General features: G+C 63.0%; 12 protein-coding genes and 2 riboswitches. Of the genes, 11 read left to right on the top strand and 1 reads right to left on the bottom strand.

The genetic code is table 11. From position 1 onward, the window contains the following. Positions 1-15: 15 nt before the first annotated feature. A riboswitch (cobalamin riboswitch) is annotated at positions 16-216 on the bottom strand. 95 nt (positions 217-311) lie between these two features. Next, positions 312-514, top strand: a riboswitch (cobalamin riboswitch). A 92-nt stretch (positions 515-606) separates the two neighbouring features. The 4 genes from cobW (at position 607) to H097_RS16920 (ending at position 7,252) form a co-directional block, all read left to right on the top strand. Next, positions 607-1,668 (top strand): cobalamin biosynthesis protein CobW, encoded by a 1,062-nt coding sequence (cobW, locus tag H097_RS16935; RefSeq protein ID WP_029291434.1) that lies wholly within the window; start codon positions 607-609, stop codon positions 1,666-1,668. Positions 1,669-1,671: 3 nt separating this feature from the next. Next, on the top strand, positions 1,672-5,433 hold the full coding sequence (cobN, locus tag H097_RS16930) for a cobaltochelatase subunit CobN (protein ID WP_032861187.1): 3,762 nt from the start codon (positions 1,672-1,674) through the stop codon (positions 5,431-5,433). A gap of 155 nt (positions 5,434-5,588) precedes the next feature. Then, complete coding sequence (locus H097_RS16925) at positions 5,589-6,596, top strand: AAA family ATPase (protein WP_032861186.1); 1,008 nt, start codon at positions 5,589-5,591, stop codon at positions 6,594-6,596. Positions 6,597-6,649: 53 nt separating this feature from the next. Continuing rightward, positions 6,650-7,252, top strand: a complete 603-nt coding sequence (locus H097_RS16920) for a VWA domain-containing protein (RefSeq protein ID WP_032861440.1) — start codon at positions 6,650-6,652, stop codon at positions 7,250-7,252. 31 nt (positions 7,253-7,283) lie between these two features. Here the strand turns inward: H097_RS16920 and H097_RS16915 are convergent, their stop codons facing one another. Beyond that, on the bottom strand, positions 7,284-8,231 hold the full coding sequence (locus H097_RS16915) for a DUF1853 family protein (protein ID WP_032861185.1): 948 nt from the start codon (positions 8,229-8,231) through the stop codon (positions 7,284-7,286). Between the two features lie 154 nt (positions 8,232-8,385). On the opposite strand from H097_RS16915, the gene H097_RS16910 reads away from it, so the two are divergent. From H097_RS16910 to zapE, 7 genes are read left to right on the top strand one after another with little or no spacing between them, the layout of a single operon-like run. Further along, positions 8,386-9,276, top strand: a complete 891-nt coding sequence (locus tag H097_RS16910; protein ID WP_010210870.1) for an NAD(+) kinase — start codon at positions 8,386-8,388, stop codon at positions 9,274-9,276. Further along, the gene (locus H097_RS16905) at positions 9,273-10,247 is read left to right on the top strand and encodes a metallophosphoesterase (RefSeq protein WP_162237648.1); all 975 of its coding nucleotides are present in this window, start codon (positions 9,273-9,275) and stop codon (positions 10,245-10,247) included. Before H097_RS16910 ends, H097_RS16905 begins: the two co-directional genes overlap by 4 nt. After that, positions 10,244-11,113, top strand: coding sequence for a rhomboid family intramembrane serine protease (locus H097_RS16900; protein WP_032861183.1), 870 nt, complete (start codon positions 10,244-10,246; stop codon positions 11,111-11,113). The genes H097_RS16905 and H097_RS16900 overlap by 4 nt, the downstream gene beginning before the upstream one ends. Positions 11,114-11,141: 28 nt before the next feature. Next, positions 11,142-11,402, top strand: a complete 261-nt coding sequence (locus tag H097_RS16895; protein WP_029291449.1) for a DUF1315 family protein — start codon at positions 11,142-11,144, stop codon at positions 11,400-11,402. After that, positions 11,399-12,229 (top strand): DUF2797 domain-containing protein, encoded by an 831-nt coding sequence (locus H097_RS16890; RefSeq protein WP_032861181.1) that lies wholly within the window; start codon positions 11,399-11,401, stop codon positions 12,227-12,229. The genes H097_RS16895 and H097_RS16890 overlap by 4 nt, the downstream gene beginning before the upstream one ends. Before the next feature lie 13 nt (positions 12,230-12,242). Then, positions 12,243-14,900 carry an aminopeptidase N gene (gene pepN / locus H097_RS16885; RefSeq protein WP_032861179.1) on the top strand — a complete coding sequence of 886 codons (2,658 nt, stop codon included), beginning with the start codon at positions 12,243-12,245 and terminating at the stop codon, positions 14,898-14,900. Further along, entirely contained in the window at positions 14,897-16,003 is a 1,107-nt protein-coding gene (gene zapE / locus H097_RS16880) for a cell division protein ZapE (protein WP_032861177.1), read from the top strand. Before pepN ends, zapE begins: the two co-directional genes overlap by 4 nt. The last annotated feature ends 79 nt before the right edge of the window (positions 16,004-16,082 follow it).

Here is a 16,082-nt window from a genome sequence, read left to right as displayed (position 1 = left end):
CCGCCCACCGCGGGTTTGTTATCTGATTGTTCGGGCCGGTCTCCGGGCTTGCGAGGGGCTCTGGGCCTGAAAGCATCACCTTCCCATGCCGGGGCACAGTGGATCTGACGCTTCGCTCGCTTACCGTTGCGGGGGCAGCACCGGACTGTCATGCAGGCATGAGTCACCGGTTTCCCGTTTCACCCTGTGAAGGGCACCTGAAACAAGATGTGTAGGAGAGCATGGGCGCGGGACGGCCGTCAATCTGTACCTGTGGCGAGGAGGTCAGGCTTGAGCGACCGCTTTTCAATTGACCGGTCCTCATGCACTGCGTAGCCTTGCACGTTCGAGGTTCTTCGGCCCCGGTCGAAGCTAAGAAGGGAACGCGGTCCAAGCCGCGGCTGCCCCCGCAACTGTAAAGGGTTTATCTGACTGCTACGCCACTGCCTGAACCCGGCGGGAAGGCGCAGCCAGCGCCAGCCACCAGGCTGGCAAGCCCCAAGCCAGGAGACCTGCCTCGCAACCGATTTTCCATTTCAACCGGGCGGGGTGATCCGGTGACGAATCCAGCGCCTGCGCGCCGCCGCAGGGCCAGTCGTCCCGTATGCCCGCCCCAAAGGGCATCCGATGAAAACACTGGCCAAACTCCCCGTCACTATCGTCACCGGCTTTCTCGGCTCGGGCAAAACCACCTTGCTGCGCCATATGCTGGATAACGCCCAGGGCCGCCGCATTGCCGTGATCGTCAACGAGTTCGGTGAGCTGGGCATCGACGGCGAGATCCTCAAGCAGTGCTCCATCGGTTGCACGGAAGAAGAAGCCAACGGCCGTGTGTATGAGCTGGCTAACGGCTGCCTGTGCTGCACCGTGCAGGAAGAGTTCTTCCCGGTGATGCGTGAACTGGTCGCGCGCCGTGGCGACCTTGACCATATCCTGATCGAAACTTCCGGCCTGGCCCTGCCAAAACCGCTGGTCCAGGCCTTCCAATGGCCGGAAATCCGCAGCGCCTGCACCGTAGACGCCGTGATTACCGTGGTCGACAGCCCGGCCGTGGCCGCCGGCACCTTCGCTGCATTCCCGGATCAGGTCGACGCCCAGCGTAAACTGGATCCCAATCTGGACCACGAATCACCGCTGCACGAACTGTTTGCCGACCAACTGGCCAGCGCCGACTTGGTGATCCTCAACAAAACCGACCTGATCAGCGCCGAAGACCTGGCCCGGGTACGCCTGGAAGTCGCCGAAGAACTGCCGCCAGCGGTGAAGATCGTCGAAGCCAGCAGCGGTCGCCTGCCCCTGGACGTATTGATTGGCCTGGGCGCCGGTTCCGAGGAGCATATCGATGGGCGCCACAGTCATCACGATCATCACCACGAAGGTGAGGACGATCACGATCACGATGCTTTTGACTCCATCTCCATCGACCTGCCACAGGCTGACGAAGCGCTGCTGCTCGATGCCTTGACCCAGTTGGTGGTGCAACACGGCATCCTGCGTGTCAAAGGTTTTGCGGCGATCCCGAACAAGCCGATGCGCCTGCTGATCCAGGGCGTGGGCACGCGTTTCGACAAGCACTTCGACCGCGCCTGGAGCGCCGACGAAGCACGCATCACGCGCCTGGTGCTGATCGGCCAGGATCTGGATGCCGCTGGCCTCGAAGCACAACTGCGCGCTGCGCTCAGCGTTTAACCCATGCATCTGCTCAGGACCCAGCCCGGTGGTTTCATCAGCGATGACAACATCGCCGACCTTGGACAAACCCCCGCCGAGCTGGTGATCCTGTGCAGCGGTGATTCCAGCCTGGCGCTGCTGGCCGAAGCGGCGCAGCAACTGCCCGACGACTACCCGAGCCTGCGCCTGGCCAACCCGATGCAGGTGCAGAGCCATGCCTCGGTGGACCTGTACGTCGACCAAGTGCTGCGCCACGCCAAGGTCATCCTGATTTCCCTGCACGGCGGCATCGGATATTGGCGTTACGGTATCCAGCGCCTGGTGGAGCTGGCCGGGCAAGGCGTGCAGTTGATTCTGGTACCGGGGGACGACCGCCCCGATCCTGAACTCAGCAGCTTGAGTAGCGTCTGCGCCGCAGAACGCGACCGCCTGTGGCACTTTCTGCGCCAGGGCGGGCTGGGTAATGCGCTGGATTTCTATCGCTGCCTGGCCAGTCGCTACTTGGGCCGTGATTACCCGTGGGCCGAGCCGCAAACCCTGCCGCGCACGGCGATTTATCACCCGCACCAGGCCAATGCCCGCCTGAATCACTGGCAGGCAGACTGGAACGCCGAATGGCCGGTGGCGGCGGTGCTGTTCTACCGTTCGCACTTGCAGGCGGCCAATACTGGTTTTATTGATGTTTTCTGCCAGCGCTTGCAGGCGGCGGGTCTTAACCCGCTGCCGATGGCGGTGGCCAGTTTGAAAGAGCCCGGCTGCCTGGCGGTGGTCGAGGATCTGCTGGATGAGGTTCAGGCGGCGGTGATTCTCAACACCACCGGCTTTGCCCAATCCAGCCCCGAAGCCCCCCATTTGCGACCGTTTCGCCGCAATATCCCGGTGATCCAGGCGATCTGCGCCCAGGACAACCAGCCCGGCTGGGAAGCCAGCGAGCAGGGCCTGGGGCCCCGCGACCTGGCGATGCACATCGCCTTGCCGGAACTGGATGGGCGCATCATCAGCCGTCCGATCAGCTTCAAGGATTTGGCCTGGCGCAGCGAACGCAGTCAGTCGGACGTGGTGTGCTACCGCGCGGCGCCCGAGCGCATGGACTTCGTAGCCGAGCTGGCAGGGCGCTGGGTCGAGCTGGCACGGGTGCCAAATGCAGATAAACGTATCGCACTGATTCTCGCCAATTACCCGACCCGCGACGGGCGCATCGGCAACGGCGTGGGCCTGGACACACCGGCCGCCGCCTTGAATATCCTGCTTGCCCTGCAAGCCGAGGGCTATCCGCTGCCGCAAACGCTACCCGGCAGCGGCACCGCCCTGATCCACGAGCTGCTCGGCGGTGTGACCAACGACCTCGATAGCCTCGACCTGCGTCCTTGCCAGCAAAGCCTGGGCCTGGATGAGTACGAGGCGATGTTCATGCGCCTGCCCCAAGCTAATCGCCAGGCCGTGCTGGAACGCTGGGGCACACCACACAACGACCCGATGTGTCGCGACGGGCGCATGATGATCGCCGGCCTGCGCCTGGGCCTGACCTTTGTCGGCATCCAGCCGGCCCGGGGTTACCAGGTGGATGCCAGCGCGGTCTACCACGACCCGGATCTGGTACCGCCCCACGCTTACCTGGCGTTCTATTTCTGGCTGCGCCACACCTACGGCGCCCATGGCGTGATCCACGTCGGCAAGCATGGCAACCTGGAGTGGTTGCCGGGCAAAGGCGTCGGGCTGTCCGAGAACTGCTGGCCGGATGCGCTACTGGGCCCGTTGCCCAATATCTATCCGTTTATCGTCAACGATCCGGGCGAGGGCGCCCAGGCCAAGCGCCGTACCCAGGCGGTGATCATCGACCACCTGATGCCGCCGCTGACCCGCGCCGAAACCTACGGCCCGCTGCGCAACCTGGAGTTGTTGGCGGACGAGTATTACGAAGCGCAGTTGCTCGACCCACGCCGCGCCCTGGAACTGCAGAAGGACATCCTCAAGCTGGTGCGCGAAACCCGCATCGATCAAGAACTTGAGCTGGACAATGATGCCGATGCTGCCGTCTGGCTGCCGCGCCTGGACACCTACCTGTGCGATTTGAAGGAATCGCAGATCCGCGATGGCCTGCATATCTTTGGCGAGTCGCCAGAGGGCCGCTTGCGTATCGACACCTTGCTGGCCCTGCTGCGTATCCCGCGTGGCGACGGGCGCGGTCCGCAATCGAGCCTGCTGCGGGTGTTGGCCAAGGCCTTCGAGCTGGGTTTTGACCCGCTGGACTGTGCCCTGGCAGAACCCTGGACCGGGCGACGCCCCGAGGTGTTGCAGAAGATCGACGGACAGTTGTGGCGCACCGCTGGCGATACCCGTGAACGCCTGGAGCTGTATGCGGCGCGGTTGATCGAACAAGCACTGGAAGGACCGCTCGAACAGCTTGAGGAGCCCGGTTGGGAGGAAGTGAAATCGGTGATCGAAAGCCTGCGCATCGTCGTCGCGCCGCGCCTGGATGCCTGCGGCCCGGCGGAAATGCGCGGTTTGCTGGATGCCCTGGGCGGTCGTTTCGTGCCGGCCGGGCCCAGCGGTGCGCCGAGCCGTGGGCGCCTCGATGTACTGCCGACCGGGCGTAACTTCTTCACCGTGGATGTGCGCAATCTGCCGACCACCACCGCCTGGCGTATCGGCTTCCAGTCCGCACACCTGATGCTTGAGCGCCACCTGCAGGACCACGGCGACCATTTGCGCCAACTCGGGCTTTCCGTGTGGGGCACCGCGACCATGCGCACCGGCGGCGACGATATCGCCCAGGCCATGGCGCTGATGGGTGTACGCCCGGTGTGGGCCACAGGCAGCCAGCGTGTCGATGACTTTGAAATCCTGCCAATCAGCCTGCTGGACCGCCCACGGGTTGACGTCACGCTGCGGGTGTCCGGTTTCTTTCGCGATGCCTTCGCCAACCTGATCCGCCTGTTCGATGCTGCGGTGCAGGCGGTTGCGGCGCTGGATGAGCCGGACGACATGAACCCGCTGGCGGCCAAGGTGCGCAGTGAGCGCAAGGCGTTGATTGCGTCTGGCCTGGACGAAGACGCGGCGACCCGGCAGGCCGGCTGGCGCATTTTTGGCGCCAAGCCCGGCGCATATGGCGCGGGCGTGCAGGGCGCCATTGACGGTCGTTTATGGCAAAGCCGCGAAGACCTGGCCGAGGTCTACCTCAATTGGGGCGGCTACGCCTATGGTGGTTCTGATGAAGGCACCGCCGCCCGCGAACAATTCGCCCGGCGCTTGAGCCAGGTGCAGGCGGTGCTGCAGAACCAGGACAACCGTGAGCACGATCTGCTCGACTCCAATGACTACTATCAATTCCAGGGTGGCATGCTCGCCGCCGTGGAGACCCTGAGCGGCGAAAAGGCCGCCAGCTACCATGGCGATCATAGCCAGCCGGACCTGCCGAAAATCCGCACACTGAAGGAAGAGCTGAACCGGGTGATCCGTTCCCGCGCCGCCAATCCCAAGTGGATCGAAGGGGTCAAGCGCCACGGCTATAAAGGCGCGTTCGAGATGGCGGCGACGGTGGACAATCTGTTCGCCTTTGACGCTACCACCGCGTTGATCGACGATCATCAATATGCATTGCTGGCCGATGCCTACCTGCTCGACCCCGACACTCGGGCGTTTGTGCAGCAGCACAATCCCGATGCCCTGCGTGACATGACCGAGCGCATGCTGGAAGCCCAGCAGCGCGGGATGTGGCAGGAACCGGGGGCGTACCGCGAGGCATTGGAAAACCTGTTGCTGGATATAGAAGAAGACACCTGATGCTTACCAGAGCGCACGCCTCACGGTAGGAGCGAGCTTGCTCGCGAAAAACGCAAGGGCAACGCGCTCATCCAGAATGCTCGCGTCAACCTTGACTATTTTCGCGAGCAAGCTCGCTCCTACAGGGGCGCTACAGAATTCATCGAGATATCAGTATGACTGACACCCCGCATTTCCCACTGTCCGCCGTGGTCGGCGCCGACGAGCTGAAGCTGGCGCTGTGCCTGACCGCCATCGACCCGAAGATCGGCGGTGTGCTGATCGAAGGCCCGCGCGGCATGGCCAAGTCCACCCTGGCCCGTGGCCTGGCAGACCTGCTGGCCAGCGGGCAGTTTGTCACCTTGCCTTTGGGCGCCACTGAAGAGCGCCTGGTGGGCACCCTCGACCTGGATGCAGCACTTGGCGAAGGCCGGGCGCAGTTTTCCCCCGGTGTATTGGCCAAGGCCGACGGCGGCGTGCTGTATGTCGATGAAGTCAACTTGCTGCCCGACCACTTGGTGGACCTGTTGCTCGACGTCGCCGCCAGCGGCACCAACCTGATCGAGCGCGACGGTATCTCCCACCGGCATGCGGCGCGCTTCGTGCTGATCGGCACCATGAACCCGGAAGAGGGTGAATTGCGCCCGCAACTGCTGGATCGCTTTGGTTTCAATGTGGCGTTGAGCGGGCAGACGTTGCCGGCCGAGCGTGGGCAGATCATCCGTCGGCGCCTGGATTTCGACAGCGATGCCCAGGGTTTCTGTGCGCAGTGGGCTGGACAACAGGCCGCGTTGCGCGAGCGTTGTACCCAGGCTCGCGCGCGACTGGACAGCATCGCCCTGGATGATCAGGCCCTGGCACAGATTACCGAGCGCTGCTTTGCGGCCGGTGTCGATGGCCTGCGCGCCGACCTGGTGTGGCTGCGCGGGGCGCGGGCGCATGCGGCCTGGCGTGGGGCCCCGGCGATCAGTGAGGAAGATATAGAAGCGGTAGCCGAGTTTGCCTTGCGTCATCGGCGCCAGGAGCAAGTATCGCCCGCAAGCCCGCCCGACAGCGCTCAGGCGCCCAAGCCCTCTGAGTCCCCTGAGTCTTCTGTTGGCCAGGGCCAGTGGGGCGAAATGCCTGCGCCTGCGCAAGCCATGGGCGCCCGGCGTGAAGTGCCGGCCTGGCCAAAAAAGCCCTAGGCATTCGCCCCCGGCCTGACGTGGGGGCGGATGCCCGGCCCAAGGCGGGTCGACTGGACAAGGGCAGGCAGGGGCGGGCACGCAATGGCGCCGAGGGCTCGGTCAACTGGCCGGCGACCTTGCTCGGCGGGCGGCCGCAACGTCGGGCAGACCTGGTGTATCGACTGCGCAGTCGTTCGCCCCATGAACTGTGGTTGGTGATTGTCGATGCGTCGGCGTCTACCCGTCGCCATCAAGCCTTGAGTGACGCCAAAGGCGTGCTTGCCCAGGTGTTTGACGATGCTTATCGCCAGCGCGCGCGATTGGCGTTGTTGACGGTGAGCGGGCAAGTGCCGAGCTGGCAGGTACAAGGCTTGAAGGCCGCCAAAGATTTGGGCCGCTGGTTGCAAGCGTTGGGCGCCGGTGGTGGTACACCGCTGCTGGCGGCATTGACCGAGGCCGGGCACTGGCTCAAGGCCCGCCGTCAGCGCTACCCGGCCGAGCAGCAACGGTTGCTGGTGATGACCGATGGCCGGCTCAAGGATATCGGTCCATTACCGCTGCTGGATTGTCCGGGGTTGTTGGTGGATATCGAACGTGGGCCGATCCGGCTGGGGCGGGCTCGGGAGCTGGCTGCCGGGTTGCAGGTCGATTATCGGCATATTGATAGTCTGTAGCGCTGAGGCCCGCAAACCCACCCCACAAATATCAACCCGCCCCCGGCACATTCGGCCAAAGATCCGCCACCAGAAACAGCCGTTCCGCTTCCTCCCAGTCCCCGCCGTTCGGAATCATCCGCACCAACAACTGTGCCGGCGCCATCGGGTCAAGGTCGGCCAGCCAGCGCTGCATCTGTTCTTCACTCCAGATTTCCCCGGCAGGGTAATGCGCCGGTGCAAGCCAGGCATGGCGGGGCAGCGGCTGCCAGCGGCCCGCTGGACTGTTGCGGATAAAATCCAGCCAGTCACGCTGATGCAACCAGCGCCCCCGCAAGTGCTGGGGGTGGGCGCCAAGGGGCGGCCCAGCCTCGCCGGGCCAGGGGTACAGCAAGTAGCCTCCCAGCCACAGATGGGCATCGAACTGTTGGATATCCAGCGCCGCCAGTACCTCGCGACTTTCCGCCCTGGCCGAGATGGGCAGTTGATGGTCAGCCAGATGCGCCAGTTTGCGATCCAGTCGGTCATGGCAGCCAGGGCCCAGCCACTGTGCCGTGTCCTGGCCGCTGCCGTCCTGGGGGCCGAGGTAGAGTTTGATCGCCAGTTCCAGGTGATGCACGCCGTCGCGGTCGCGCAGCAGCATGTCCAGCTCGCCCAGGGTATGCCCGGCCTGGCGGATCGGCAGGTTGGCCGCCAGCAATTGCACGCCTGGGGCATGTTGCACCGCAAACTGCCAAAGGCGCTCGTAATACAGGCCCAGGCGCCGGGTACGGGCCAGGCTCAGCCAATGCAGCAGGGCGCTGCTGTCCTGGTCCAGTTGCTTGAGCCATTGCTCCAGTGCCGCGGGTTGCTGTACCCAGTCGCTGCCGGCCAGGGGATGACGCTGGGGCCAGGGTGTCTGTTCCAGCATCGGCGGGGCGAGGATCACCCACGCCAGGTCCCGCACCTCGGGATGACGTAGTTGACGGGGCAAATGATGCAAGGCGGGAAACGGATTCATGGTCCGAGCATAGCTGTTTCCGACTCGCCGCGTGACCGTCGCGGATGTTGAGAACCGTTGTCGTCTGGGCCCTGGGGCGACAAAGGATTTTGTCTAACGCGGCCTTTCGCCCATAATCGTTCTTTTTGCCAGACCCAAACCCCGCAGGAGCCCCATGGAGCAATTTCGCAATATCGGCATCATCGGTCGCCTGGGCAGTACCCAGGTTCTGGACACCGTCCGCCGGCTGAAAAAGTTTCTGCTTGAGCGCCACCTGCATGTGATCCTCGAAGACACCATCGCCGAGATTCTGCCAGGCCACGGCCTGCAGACCTCGTCGCGCAAAATGCTCGGTGAAGTCTGTGACATGGTGATCGTGGTCGGCGGCGACGGCAGCCTGCTCGGCGCAGCCCGGGCCCTGGCGCGGCATAACGTGCCGGTGCTGGGGATCAACCGGGGCAGCCTGGGGTTCCTCACCGATATCCGCCCCGACGACCTGGAAGTCGAAGTGGCCAAGGTGCTGGACGGTCATTACCTGGTGGAAAACCGCTTCCTGCTGCAAGCCGAAGTGCGTCGCCACGGCGAAGCCATCGGCCAGGGCGATGCCCTCAATGATGTGGTGCTGCACCCTGGCAAATCGACGCGGATGATCGAGTTCGAGCTGTACATCGACGGCCAGTTCGTGTGCAGCCAGAAGGCTGACGGCCTGATCGTCGCCACGCCCACCGGTTCCACGGCCTACGCGCTGTCGGCGGGCGGGCCGATCATGCATCCCAAGCTCGATGCCATTGTGATCGTGCCGATGTACCCCCATATGTTGTCCAGCCGGCCGATTGTGGTCGATGGCAACAGTGAGCTGAAAATCGTGGTTTCCAAAGACATGCAGATCTACCCGCAAGTCTCCTGTGACGGGCAGAACCACTTTACCTGCGCCCCCGGTGACACTATCACCGTAAGCAAAAAGGCGCAGAAGTTGCGGTTGATTCACCCGCTGGATCACAACTACTACGAAGTGTGCCGCACCAAGCTGGGCTGGGGCAGCCGCTTGGGGGGTGGAGGCGACTGATGCTCGATCCCGCGCGTAGCTACGACCTGATTGGTGACGTGCACGGTTGCGCTCATACCCTTGAGCACCTGCTCGACCAGATGGGTTACCACAAGCAGGGCGGCACCTGGCGCCATCCTTCACGCATGGCGGTATTCCTCGGCGATATCATCGACCGTGGCCCGCGCATTCGCGAGGCGCTGCATATCGTCCATGACATGGCCGAAGCCGGCCAGGCGCTGTGCATCATGGGCAACCATGAATTCAACGCCCTGGGCTGGAGCACATTGGCGCCGCCTGGCAGTGGCAAGCAGTACGTGCGTGAGCATTCGCCACGCCATGCGCGGCTGATCCACGAGACTTTGACCCAGTTCGAACACCATCCGGCTGACTGGCACGACTTCCTCGGCTGGTTCTACGACATGCCGTTGTTTGTCGACGCCGGGCGTTTCCGGGTGGTACACGCCTGCTGGGATTCGGGGCTGATCGAACCGCTGCGCGGGCAATTCCCGGACGGCTGTATCGACGAGCACTTCCTGCAGGCCGCAGCGGTACCTGGCAGTTTTGCCTGCAACGCCTTCGACCGCCTGCTGCGCGGCACCGACATGCGCCTGCCGGACGGCCTGACGCTGACCGGCGGCGACGGGCTGACCCGCTCGTTCTTTCGCACCAAATTCTGGGAAGACGATCCGAAAACCTACGGCGATATCGTGTTCCAGCCCGATGCCTTGCCCGACCCTGTGGCGCGTACGCCGCTGTCGTCGAGCGAGAAAAATTCCCTGCTGCGCTATGGCGTCGATGAACCGCTGTTGTTCGTCGGCCACTACTGGCGCAGTGGCAAACCGGCGCCGATTCGCTCGAACCTGGCCTGCCTGGACTACAGCGCAGTGCTGTACGGCAAGCTGGTAGCGTACCGACTGGACCAGGAAACCCGCCTCGATCCGAACAAGTTTGTCTGGGTCGATGTCGAGCGCCCCGAGGTGATTTCATGAGTAGTGTGGCGGTTTTACGTTTGCCGCTGAATGTGGACCTGGGCGGCTTCGTCAAGCTGTTGCAGCGCATGCAGGTGCCCCATCGCGTCAGCGAAGAGGCCGGCGAGCAAGTGCTGTGGGTGCCGGACGCGATCAGCGAGGACGTGCGCAGCCTGTATCAACGCTTTCCTGCCGGCGACCCGGACCAGCAGCTGGATATTCCCCAGGAACAGATGGCCAAGCGTCCCGGTTTTCTCCAGCAATTGCGCCACAGCCCACTGACGGCCGGTGTATTGCTGCTGAGCCTGATCGTCGCTGTGCTGACCCTGCTTGGCGATAACCTGCAAACCATGAGCTGGCTGACTTTCCTGAATTTCCACGTGGCCGGTGAATACCTGTACTTCACCCCCCTGGCCGACAGCCTGGCGGCGGGGCAGTGGTGGCGGTTGGTGACGCCGATGCTGATCCACTTCGGCATCCTGCACCTGGCCATGAACGGCATGTGGTACTGGGAACTGGGGCGGCGCATCGAGTCGCGCCAGGGCAGTATCAACCTGCTGGGCCTGACCCTGCTGTTCAGCCTGGCGTCCAACTACGCGCAATACACTTTTGGCGGGCCTGGCCTGTTCGGTGGTTTGTCTGGCGTGCTGTACGGCCTGCTGGGCCATTGCTGGATCTACCAGATGCTCGCGCCCAACCCGGCGTATCGCCTGCCGCGTGGCGTGCTGGTGATGATGCTGGTGTGGTTGTTGCTTTGCCTGTCGGGGCTGGTCTCGATGATCGGTTTCGGCGAAATCGCCAATGCGGCCCATGTCGGCGGCTTGCTGGTCGGATGCCTGACGGGCTTGCTGGGCGGCTTGTACAGCCGTCACAGGCAGGCCCAGTAAACCTTCTAATTTGTTAAGGAAGAGTCTTATGTCCTCTTTTGCTGAAATGATCGAAAACATCACCCCGGATATCTACCAGAGCCTCAAGCTCGCCGTGGAAATCGGCAAATGGTCCGATGGCCGTAAGCTCACCGCCGAACAGCGCGAGCTGTCCCTGCAGGCGATGATCGCCTGGGAGCTGCAAAACCTGCCGGAAGACCAGCGCACCGGCTATATGGGCCCGCAGGAATGCCAATCGAAGTCGACCCCGGTGGAAAACATCCTGTTCAAGTCGGATGCCATCCATTGATTGAGATTGGCCGTGGTGCAGTCAGCAAGATGTCGGCGCAACTGGGTTCGCCGACCGTTCAATACGCTTTTCGCCTGGGCGATACCGAGGTGCCGGTCAACCCGTTGATCGGCACGCATGTGCGCCTGGAATACCTCGGTGCGATCCATTGCACCCATTGCGGACGCAAGACCAAGACCAGCTTCAGCCAGGGCTATTGCTACCCGTGCATGACCAAGCTGGCCCAGTGCGACCTGTGCATCATGAGCCCCGAGCGCTGCCATTTTGATGCCGGCACTTGCCGCGACCCGGCCTGGGGCGAAAAATTCTGCATGACCGACCATGTGGTGTACCTGGCGAATTCGTCGGGGATCAAGGTCGGCATCACCCGCGCCACCCAGTTGCCCACGCGCTGGCTGGACCAGGGTGCAAGCCAGGCGCTGCCGATCATGCGCGTGGCCACACGCCAGCAATCGGGCTTCGTCGAGGACGTGTTGCGCAGCCAAGTGGCCGACAAGACCAACTGGCGCGCGTTGCTCAAGGGCGACGCGGCGGCGGTGGACCTCAAGCAGGTACGCGACGAGCTGTTCGTCTCCTGCGCCGATGGCCTGCTGCAATTGCAGGAACGCTTTGGCCTGCAGGCCATCCAACCGGTAACCGATATCGAACCCCTCGAAATCCGCTACCCGGTGGAGCAATATCCGGCCAAGATCGTCAGCTTCAACCTGGACAAGAACCCGATTGCCGAAGGCACGCTGCTGGGGATCAAGGGCCAATACCTGATCTTCGATACCGGCGTTATCAATATTCGTAAATACACGGCTTACCAGCTCGCCGTGCATCAGTAGAAGGATTTCACGCATGCGCACCGAACAACCGAAGATGATTCACCTGAAGGACTATCAGGCGCCCGAGTACCTGATCGACGAGACCCACCTGACCTTCGAGTTGTTCGAGGACCACAGCCTGGTCCACGCGCAGCTGGTGATGCGCCGCAATCCCGAGCGCGGCGCCGGCTTGCCGCCACTGGTACTGGACGGCCAGCAACTGGAGCTGTTGAGCGTGACCCTGGGCGACCGGGAACTGAGCGTCGACGACTACCAGTTGACTGACAGCCACCTGACCTTGCACCCGGCCAGCGACACCTTTACGGTCGATACCAGCGTACGCATCCACCCGCAAACCAACACCGCCCTGGAAGGCCTGTACAAATCCAGCGGCATGTTCTGCACCCAATGCGAGGCCGAGGGCTTTCGCAAGATCACTTATTACCTGGATCGCCCGGACGTGATGAGCACGTTCACCACCACCGTGATCGCCGAGCAGCACAGCTATCCGGTGCTGCTGTCCAACGGCAACCCGATTGCCAGCGGCCCCGGCGAAGACGGCCGGCACTGGGCGACCTGGGAAGACCCTTTCAAGAAACCGGCCTACCTGTTCGCCCTGGTGGCCGGCGACCTGTGGTGCGTCGAAGACACCTTCACCACCATGAGCCAGCGCACCGTCGCGTTGCGCATCTATGTCGAGCCGGAAAACATCGACAAGTGCCAGCACGCCATGAACAGCCTGAAGAAGTCCATGCGCTGGGATGAAGAGGTCTACGGTCGCGAATACGACCTGGATATCTTCATGATCGTGGCCGTGAACGACTTCAACATGGGCGCCATGGAAAACAAGGGCCTGAATATCTTCAACTCCAGCGCGGTGCTGGCCCGCGCCGAGACGGCGACCGACGCCGCGCATCAGCGGGTCGAAGCGATCGTCGCCCACGAGTATTTCCACAACTGGTCGGGCAACCGCGTGACCTGCCGCGACTGGTTCCAACTGTCGCTCAAGGAAGGCTTCACGGTATTCCGGGATTCGCATTTCTCCGCCGACATGAACTCGGCCACCGTCAAGCGGATCCAGGATGTGGCTTACCTGCGTACCCACCAGTTCGCCGAAGACGCAGGACCGATGGCTCACGCCGTGCGCCCTGACAGCTTTATCGAGATTTCCAACTTCTACACCCTGACCGTGTACGAAAAGGGCTCGGAAGTAGTGGGCATGATCCATACCTTGCTCGGCGCCGAAGGTTTCCGCAAAGGCAGTGACCTGTACTTTGAGCGCCACGACGGCCAGGCCGTGACCTGCGATGACTTCATCAAGGCCATGGAAGACGCCAATGGCACCGACCTGACCCAGTTCAAGCGCTGGTACAGCCAGGCCGGTACGCCACGTCTGGCGGTGAGCGAGTCCTACGATGCCGCAGCCAAGACCTACAGCCTGACCTTCCGCCAGAGCTGCCCGCAAACCCCGGATAACGTGGAAAAGCTGCCGTTCGTGATTCCCGTGGCCCTGGGCCTGCTGGGCGCCAACGGTGCTGACCTGCCGTTGCGCCTGGCCGGTGAAGCGGCTGCGCAGGGTACGTCGCGGGTGGTGTCGGTGACTGAGGCCGAGCAGACGTTTACCTTCGTTGATATCGCTGAGCAGCCGTTGCCGTCGCTGCTGCGTGGCTTCTCGGCACCGGTGAAGCTGAGCTTCCCCTACAGCCGCGACCAGTTGATGTTCCTGATGCAGCACGACAGCGACGGTTTCAATCGCTGGGATGCCGGCCAGCAACTGGCGGTGCAGGTGTTGCAGGAACTGATCGGCCAACACCAGCAGGGCAAGCCCCTGGTCCTGGACCCGCGCCTGATCAGCGCGCTGCGCAGCGTGTTGAGCGACGACAGCCTGGACCAGGCCATGGTCGCGGAAATGCTTTCGTTGCCGGGCGAAGCCTACCTGACCGAAATCAGCGAAGTGGCCGACGTCGAAGCCATCCATACCGCCCGCGAGTTTGCGCGCAAGCAGTTGGCCGACAACCTGTTCGAAGGCCTGTGGCTGCGTTACCAGGCCAATCGCGACCTGTCGCGCAAGACGCCTTACGTGGCAACGGCCGAGCACTTTGCACGCCGCGCCTTGCAGAATATTGCGCTGTCCTACGTGATGCTCAGTGGCAAGCCTGAAGTGCTGGCCGCGACCCTGGAGCAGTTCGACGCCTGTGACAACATGACCGAACGCCTGACGGCCCTGGCGGTGCTGGTCAATTCGCCGTTCGACGCCGAGAAGGCCAAGGCCCTGCAAGTGTTTGCCGAGAACTTCAAGGACAACCCGCTGGTCATGGACCAATGGTTCAGCGTCCAGGCTGGCAGTGCGTTGCCAGGCGGCCTTGCGCGGGTCAAAACGCTGATGCAACACCCGGCGTTCACCCTCAAGAACCCGAACAAGGTACGTGCTCTGGTCGGTGCATTCGCCGGGCAGAACCTGATCAACTTCCACGCCGCCGATGGCTCGGGCTATCGCTTCCTGGCTGATCTGGTGATCGAGCTCAATGCCTTCAACCCGCAGATTGCCTCGCGGCAGTTGGCGCCGCTGACTCGCTGGCGCAAATACGATAGCGCCCGCCAGGCGCTGATGAAGGCCGAGCTTGAGCGCATCCGGGGTTCGGGCGAGTTGTCCAGCGATGTGTTCGAGGTGGTCAGCAAAAGCCTCGCATGACGTTTGACTCACCCCTGGCCGCCTACCAGCAGGCCCTGGCCAATGGTTTTGTGGCTGACGATGCGCAACGCCAGGCGGTCGAGGCGTTGCAGGCATGCCATGCGGCGCTGCACCAAAGCGCCGAAACACCGGTCACCGGGGTTTACCTCTGGGGGCCGGTGGGGCGTGGCAAGACCTGGCTGATGGATCAGTTCTATCAGAGCCTGCGGGTGCCTGCGCGGCGCCAGCACTTTCATCACTTCATGGGCTGGGTGCACCAGCGCTCGTTCCAGTTGACCGGCACCCCCGATCCTTTGCAGGCCCTGGCCCGTGAATTGGCCGGGGACGTGCGGGTGTTGTGTTTTGACGAACTGTTCGTCAATGACATCGGTGACGCGATCATTCTGGGGCGCCTGTTCCAGGTGATGTTCGACGAAGGGGTGGTGATGGTCTGCACCTCCAACCAACCGCCGGAGCAGTTGTACACCGGCGGTTTCAACCGTGAGCGTTTCCTGCCGGCCATTGAGGCGATCAAGGCCCATATGCAGGTGGTGCCGGTCGCCGGGAGTGAAGATCACCGCTTGCATCCGGGAACCGCTGAGCAGCGCTACTGGGTGGATGAGCCTCAGGCATTGGCACAGGTCTTTGCGCGCTTGAGCGAGGGGCAAGCCTGCAGCGCTGCGCCGGTTGTCGTGGGTTCGCGCAGTATTGCCACGGTGCAGTCGTGCGAGACGGTGCTGTGGTGCCGTTACGCTGACTTGTGCGAGCAACCGCTGGCGGCCATGGATTTCATGCAGCTGTGTGATCGCTACAGCGCCATATTACTCGGCGAAGTCCCCAGCTTGAGTGCACAGCAGCGTCCCGGACGTATCGCCCGCGGCACCGAAGACGGTGCCCAGCGTGTGGATGCGGGGGATCGTGAGTTACCGCAACTGTCTGTGCACGACGACAGCGTGCGGCGCTTTATCGCCCTGGTCGATGAGTGTTACGACCGTAAAGTACCGTTGTATATCGAGGCCAAGGTGCCCTTGGTGTCGCTTTATACCGAGGGTTACCTGGAGTTTGCGTTCCGCCGGACCCTCAGTCGCTTGCAAGAAATGCAGCTGCAGCGCTTTGGTAGATAATGGCCTTGAGCCATCTTCTGTCGATTGAAAGCGCGATCGCACTTTCCTGCACCAACCTGTCATTAATCTCCTTCATCTA

This window comes from Pseudomonas sp. FH4, assembly GCF_000510915.2.
Classification (GTDB): domain Bacteria; phylum Pseudomonadota; class Gammaproteobacteria; order Pseudomonadales; family Pseudomonadaceae; genus Aquipseudomonas; species Aquipseudomonas brenneri.
This window is presented reverse-complemented; position numbering and strand designations above follow the sequence as displayed.

Bases quoted from the DNA above. Each gene is read 5' to 3' on its own strand.
- cobW (WP_029291434.1), top strand. From the start codon at position 607: ATGAAAACACTGGCCAAACTCCCCGTCACTATCGTCACCGGCTTTCTC.
- cobN (WP_032861187.1), top strand. From the start codon at position 1,672: ATGCATCTGCTCAGGACCCAGCCCGGTGGTTTCATCAGCGATGACAAC.
- H097_RS16925 (WP_032861186.1), top strand. From the start codon at position 5,589: ATGACTGACACCCCGCATTTCCCACTGTCCGCCGTGGTCGGCGCCGAC.
- H097_RS16915 (WP_032861185.1), bottom strand. From the start codon at position 8,231: ATGAATCCGTTTCCCGCCTTGCATCATTTGCCCCGTCAACTACGTCAT.
- H097_RS16910 (WP_010210870.1), top strand. From the start codon at position 8,386: ATGGAGCAATTTCGCAATATCGGCATCATCGGTCGCCTGGGCAGTACC.
- H097_RS16900 (WP_032861183.1), top strand. From the start codon at position 10,244: ATGAGTAGTGTGGCGGTTTTACGTTTGCCGCTGAATGTGGACCTGGGC.
- H097_RS16895 (WP_029291449.1), top strand. From the start codon at position 11,142: ATGTCCTCTTTTGCTGAAATGATCGAAAACATCACCCCGGATATCTAC.
- pepN (WP_032861179.1), top strand. From the start codon at position 12,243: ATGCGCACCGAACAACCGAAGATGATTCACCTGAAGGACTATCAGGCG.
- zapE (WP_032861177.1), top strand. From the start codon at position 14,897: ATGACGTTTGACTCACCCCTGGCCGCCTACCAGCAGGCCCTGGCCAAT.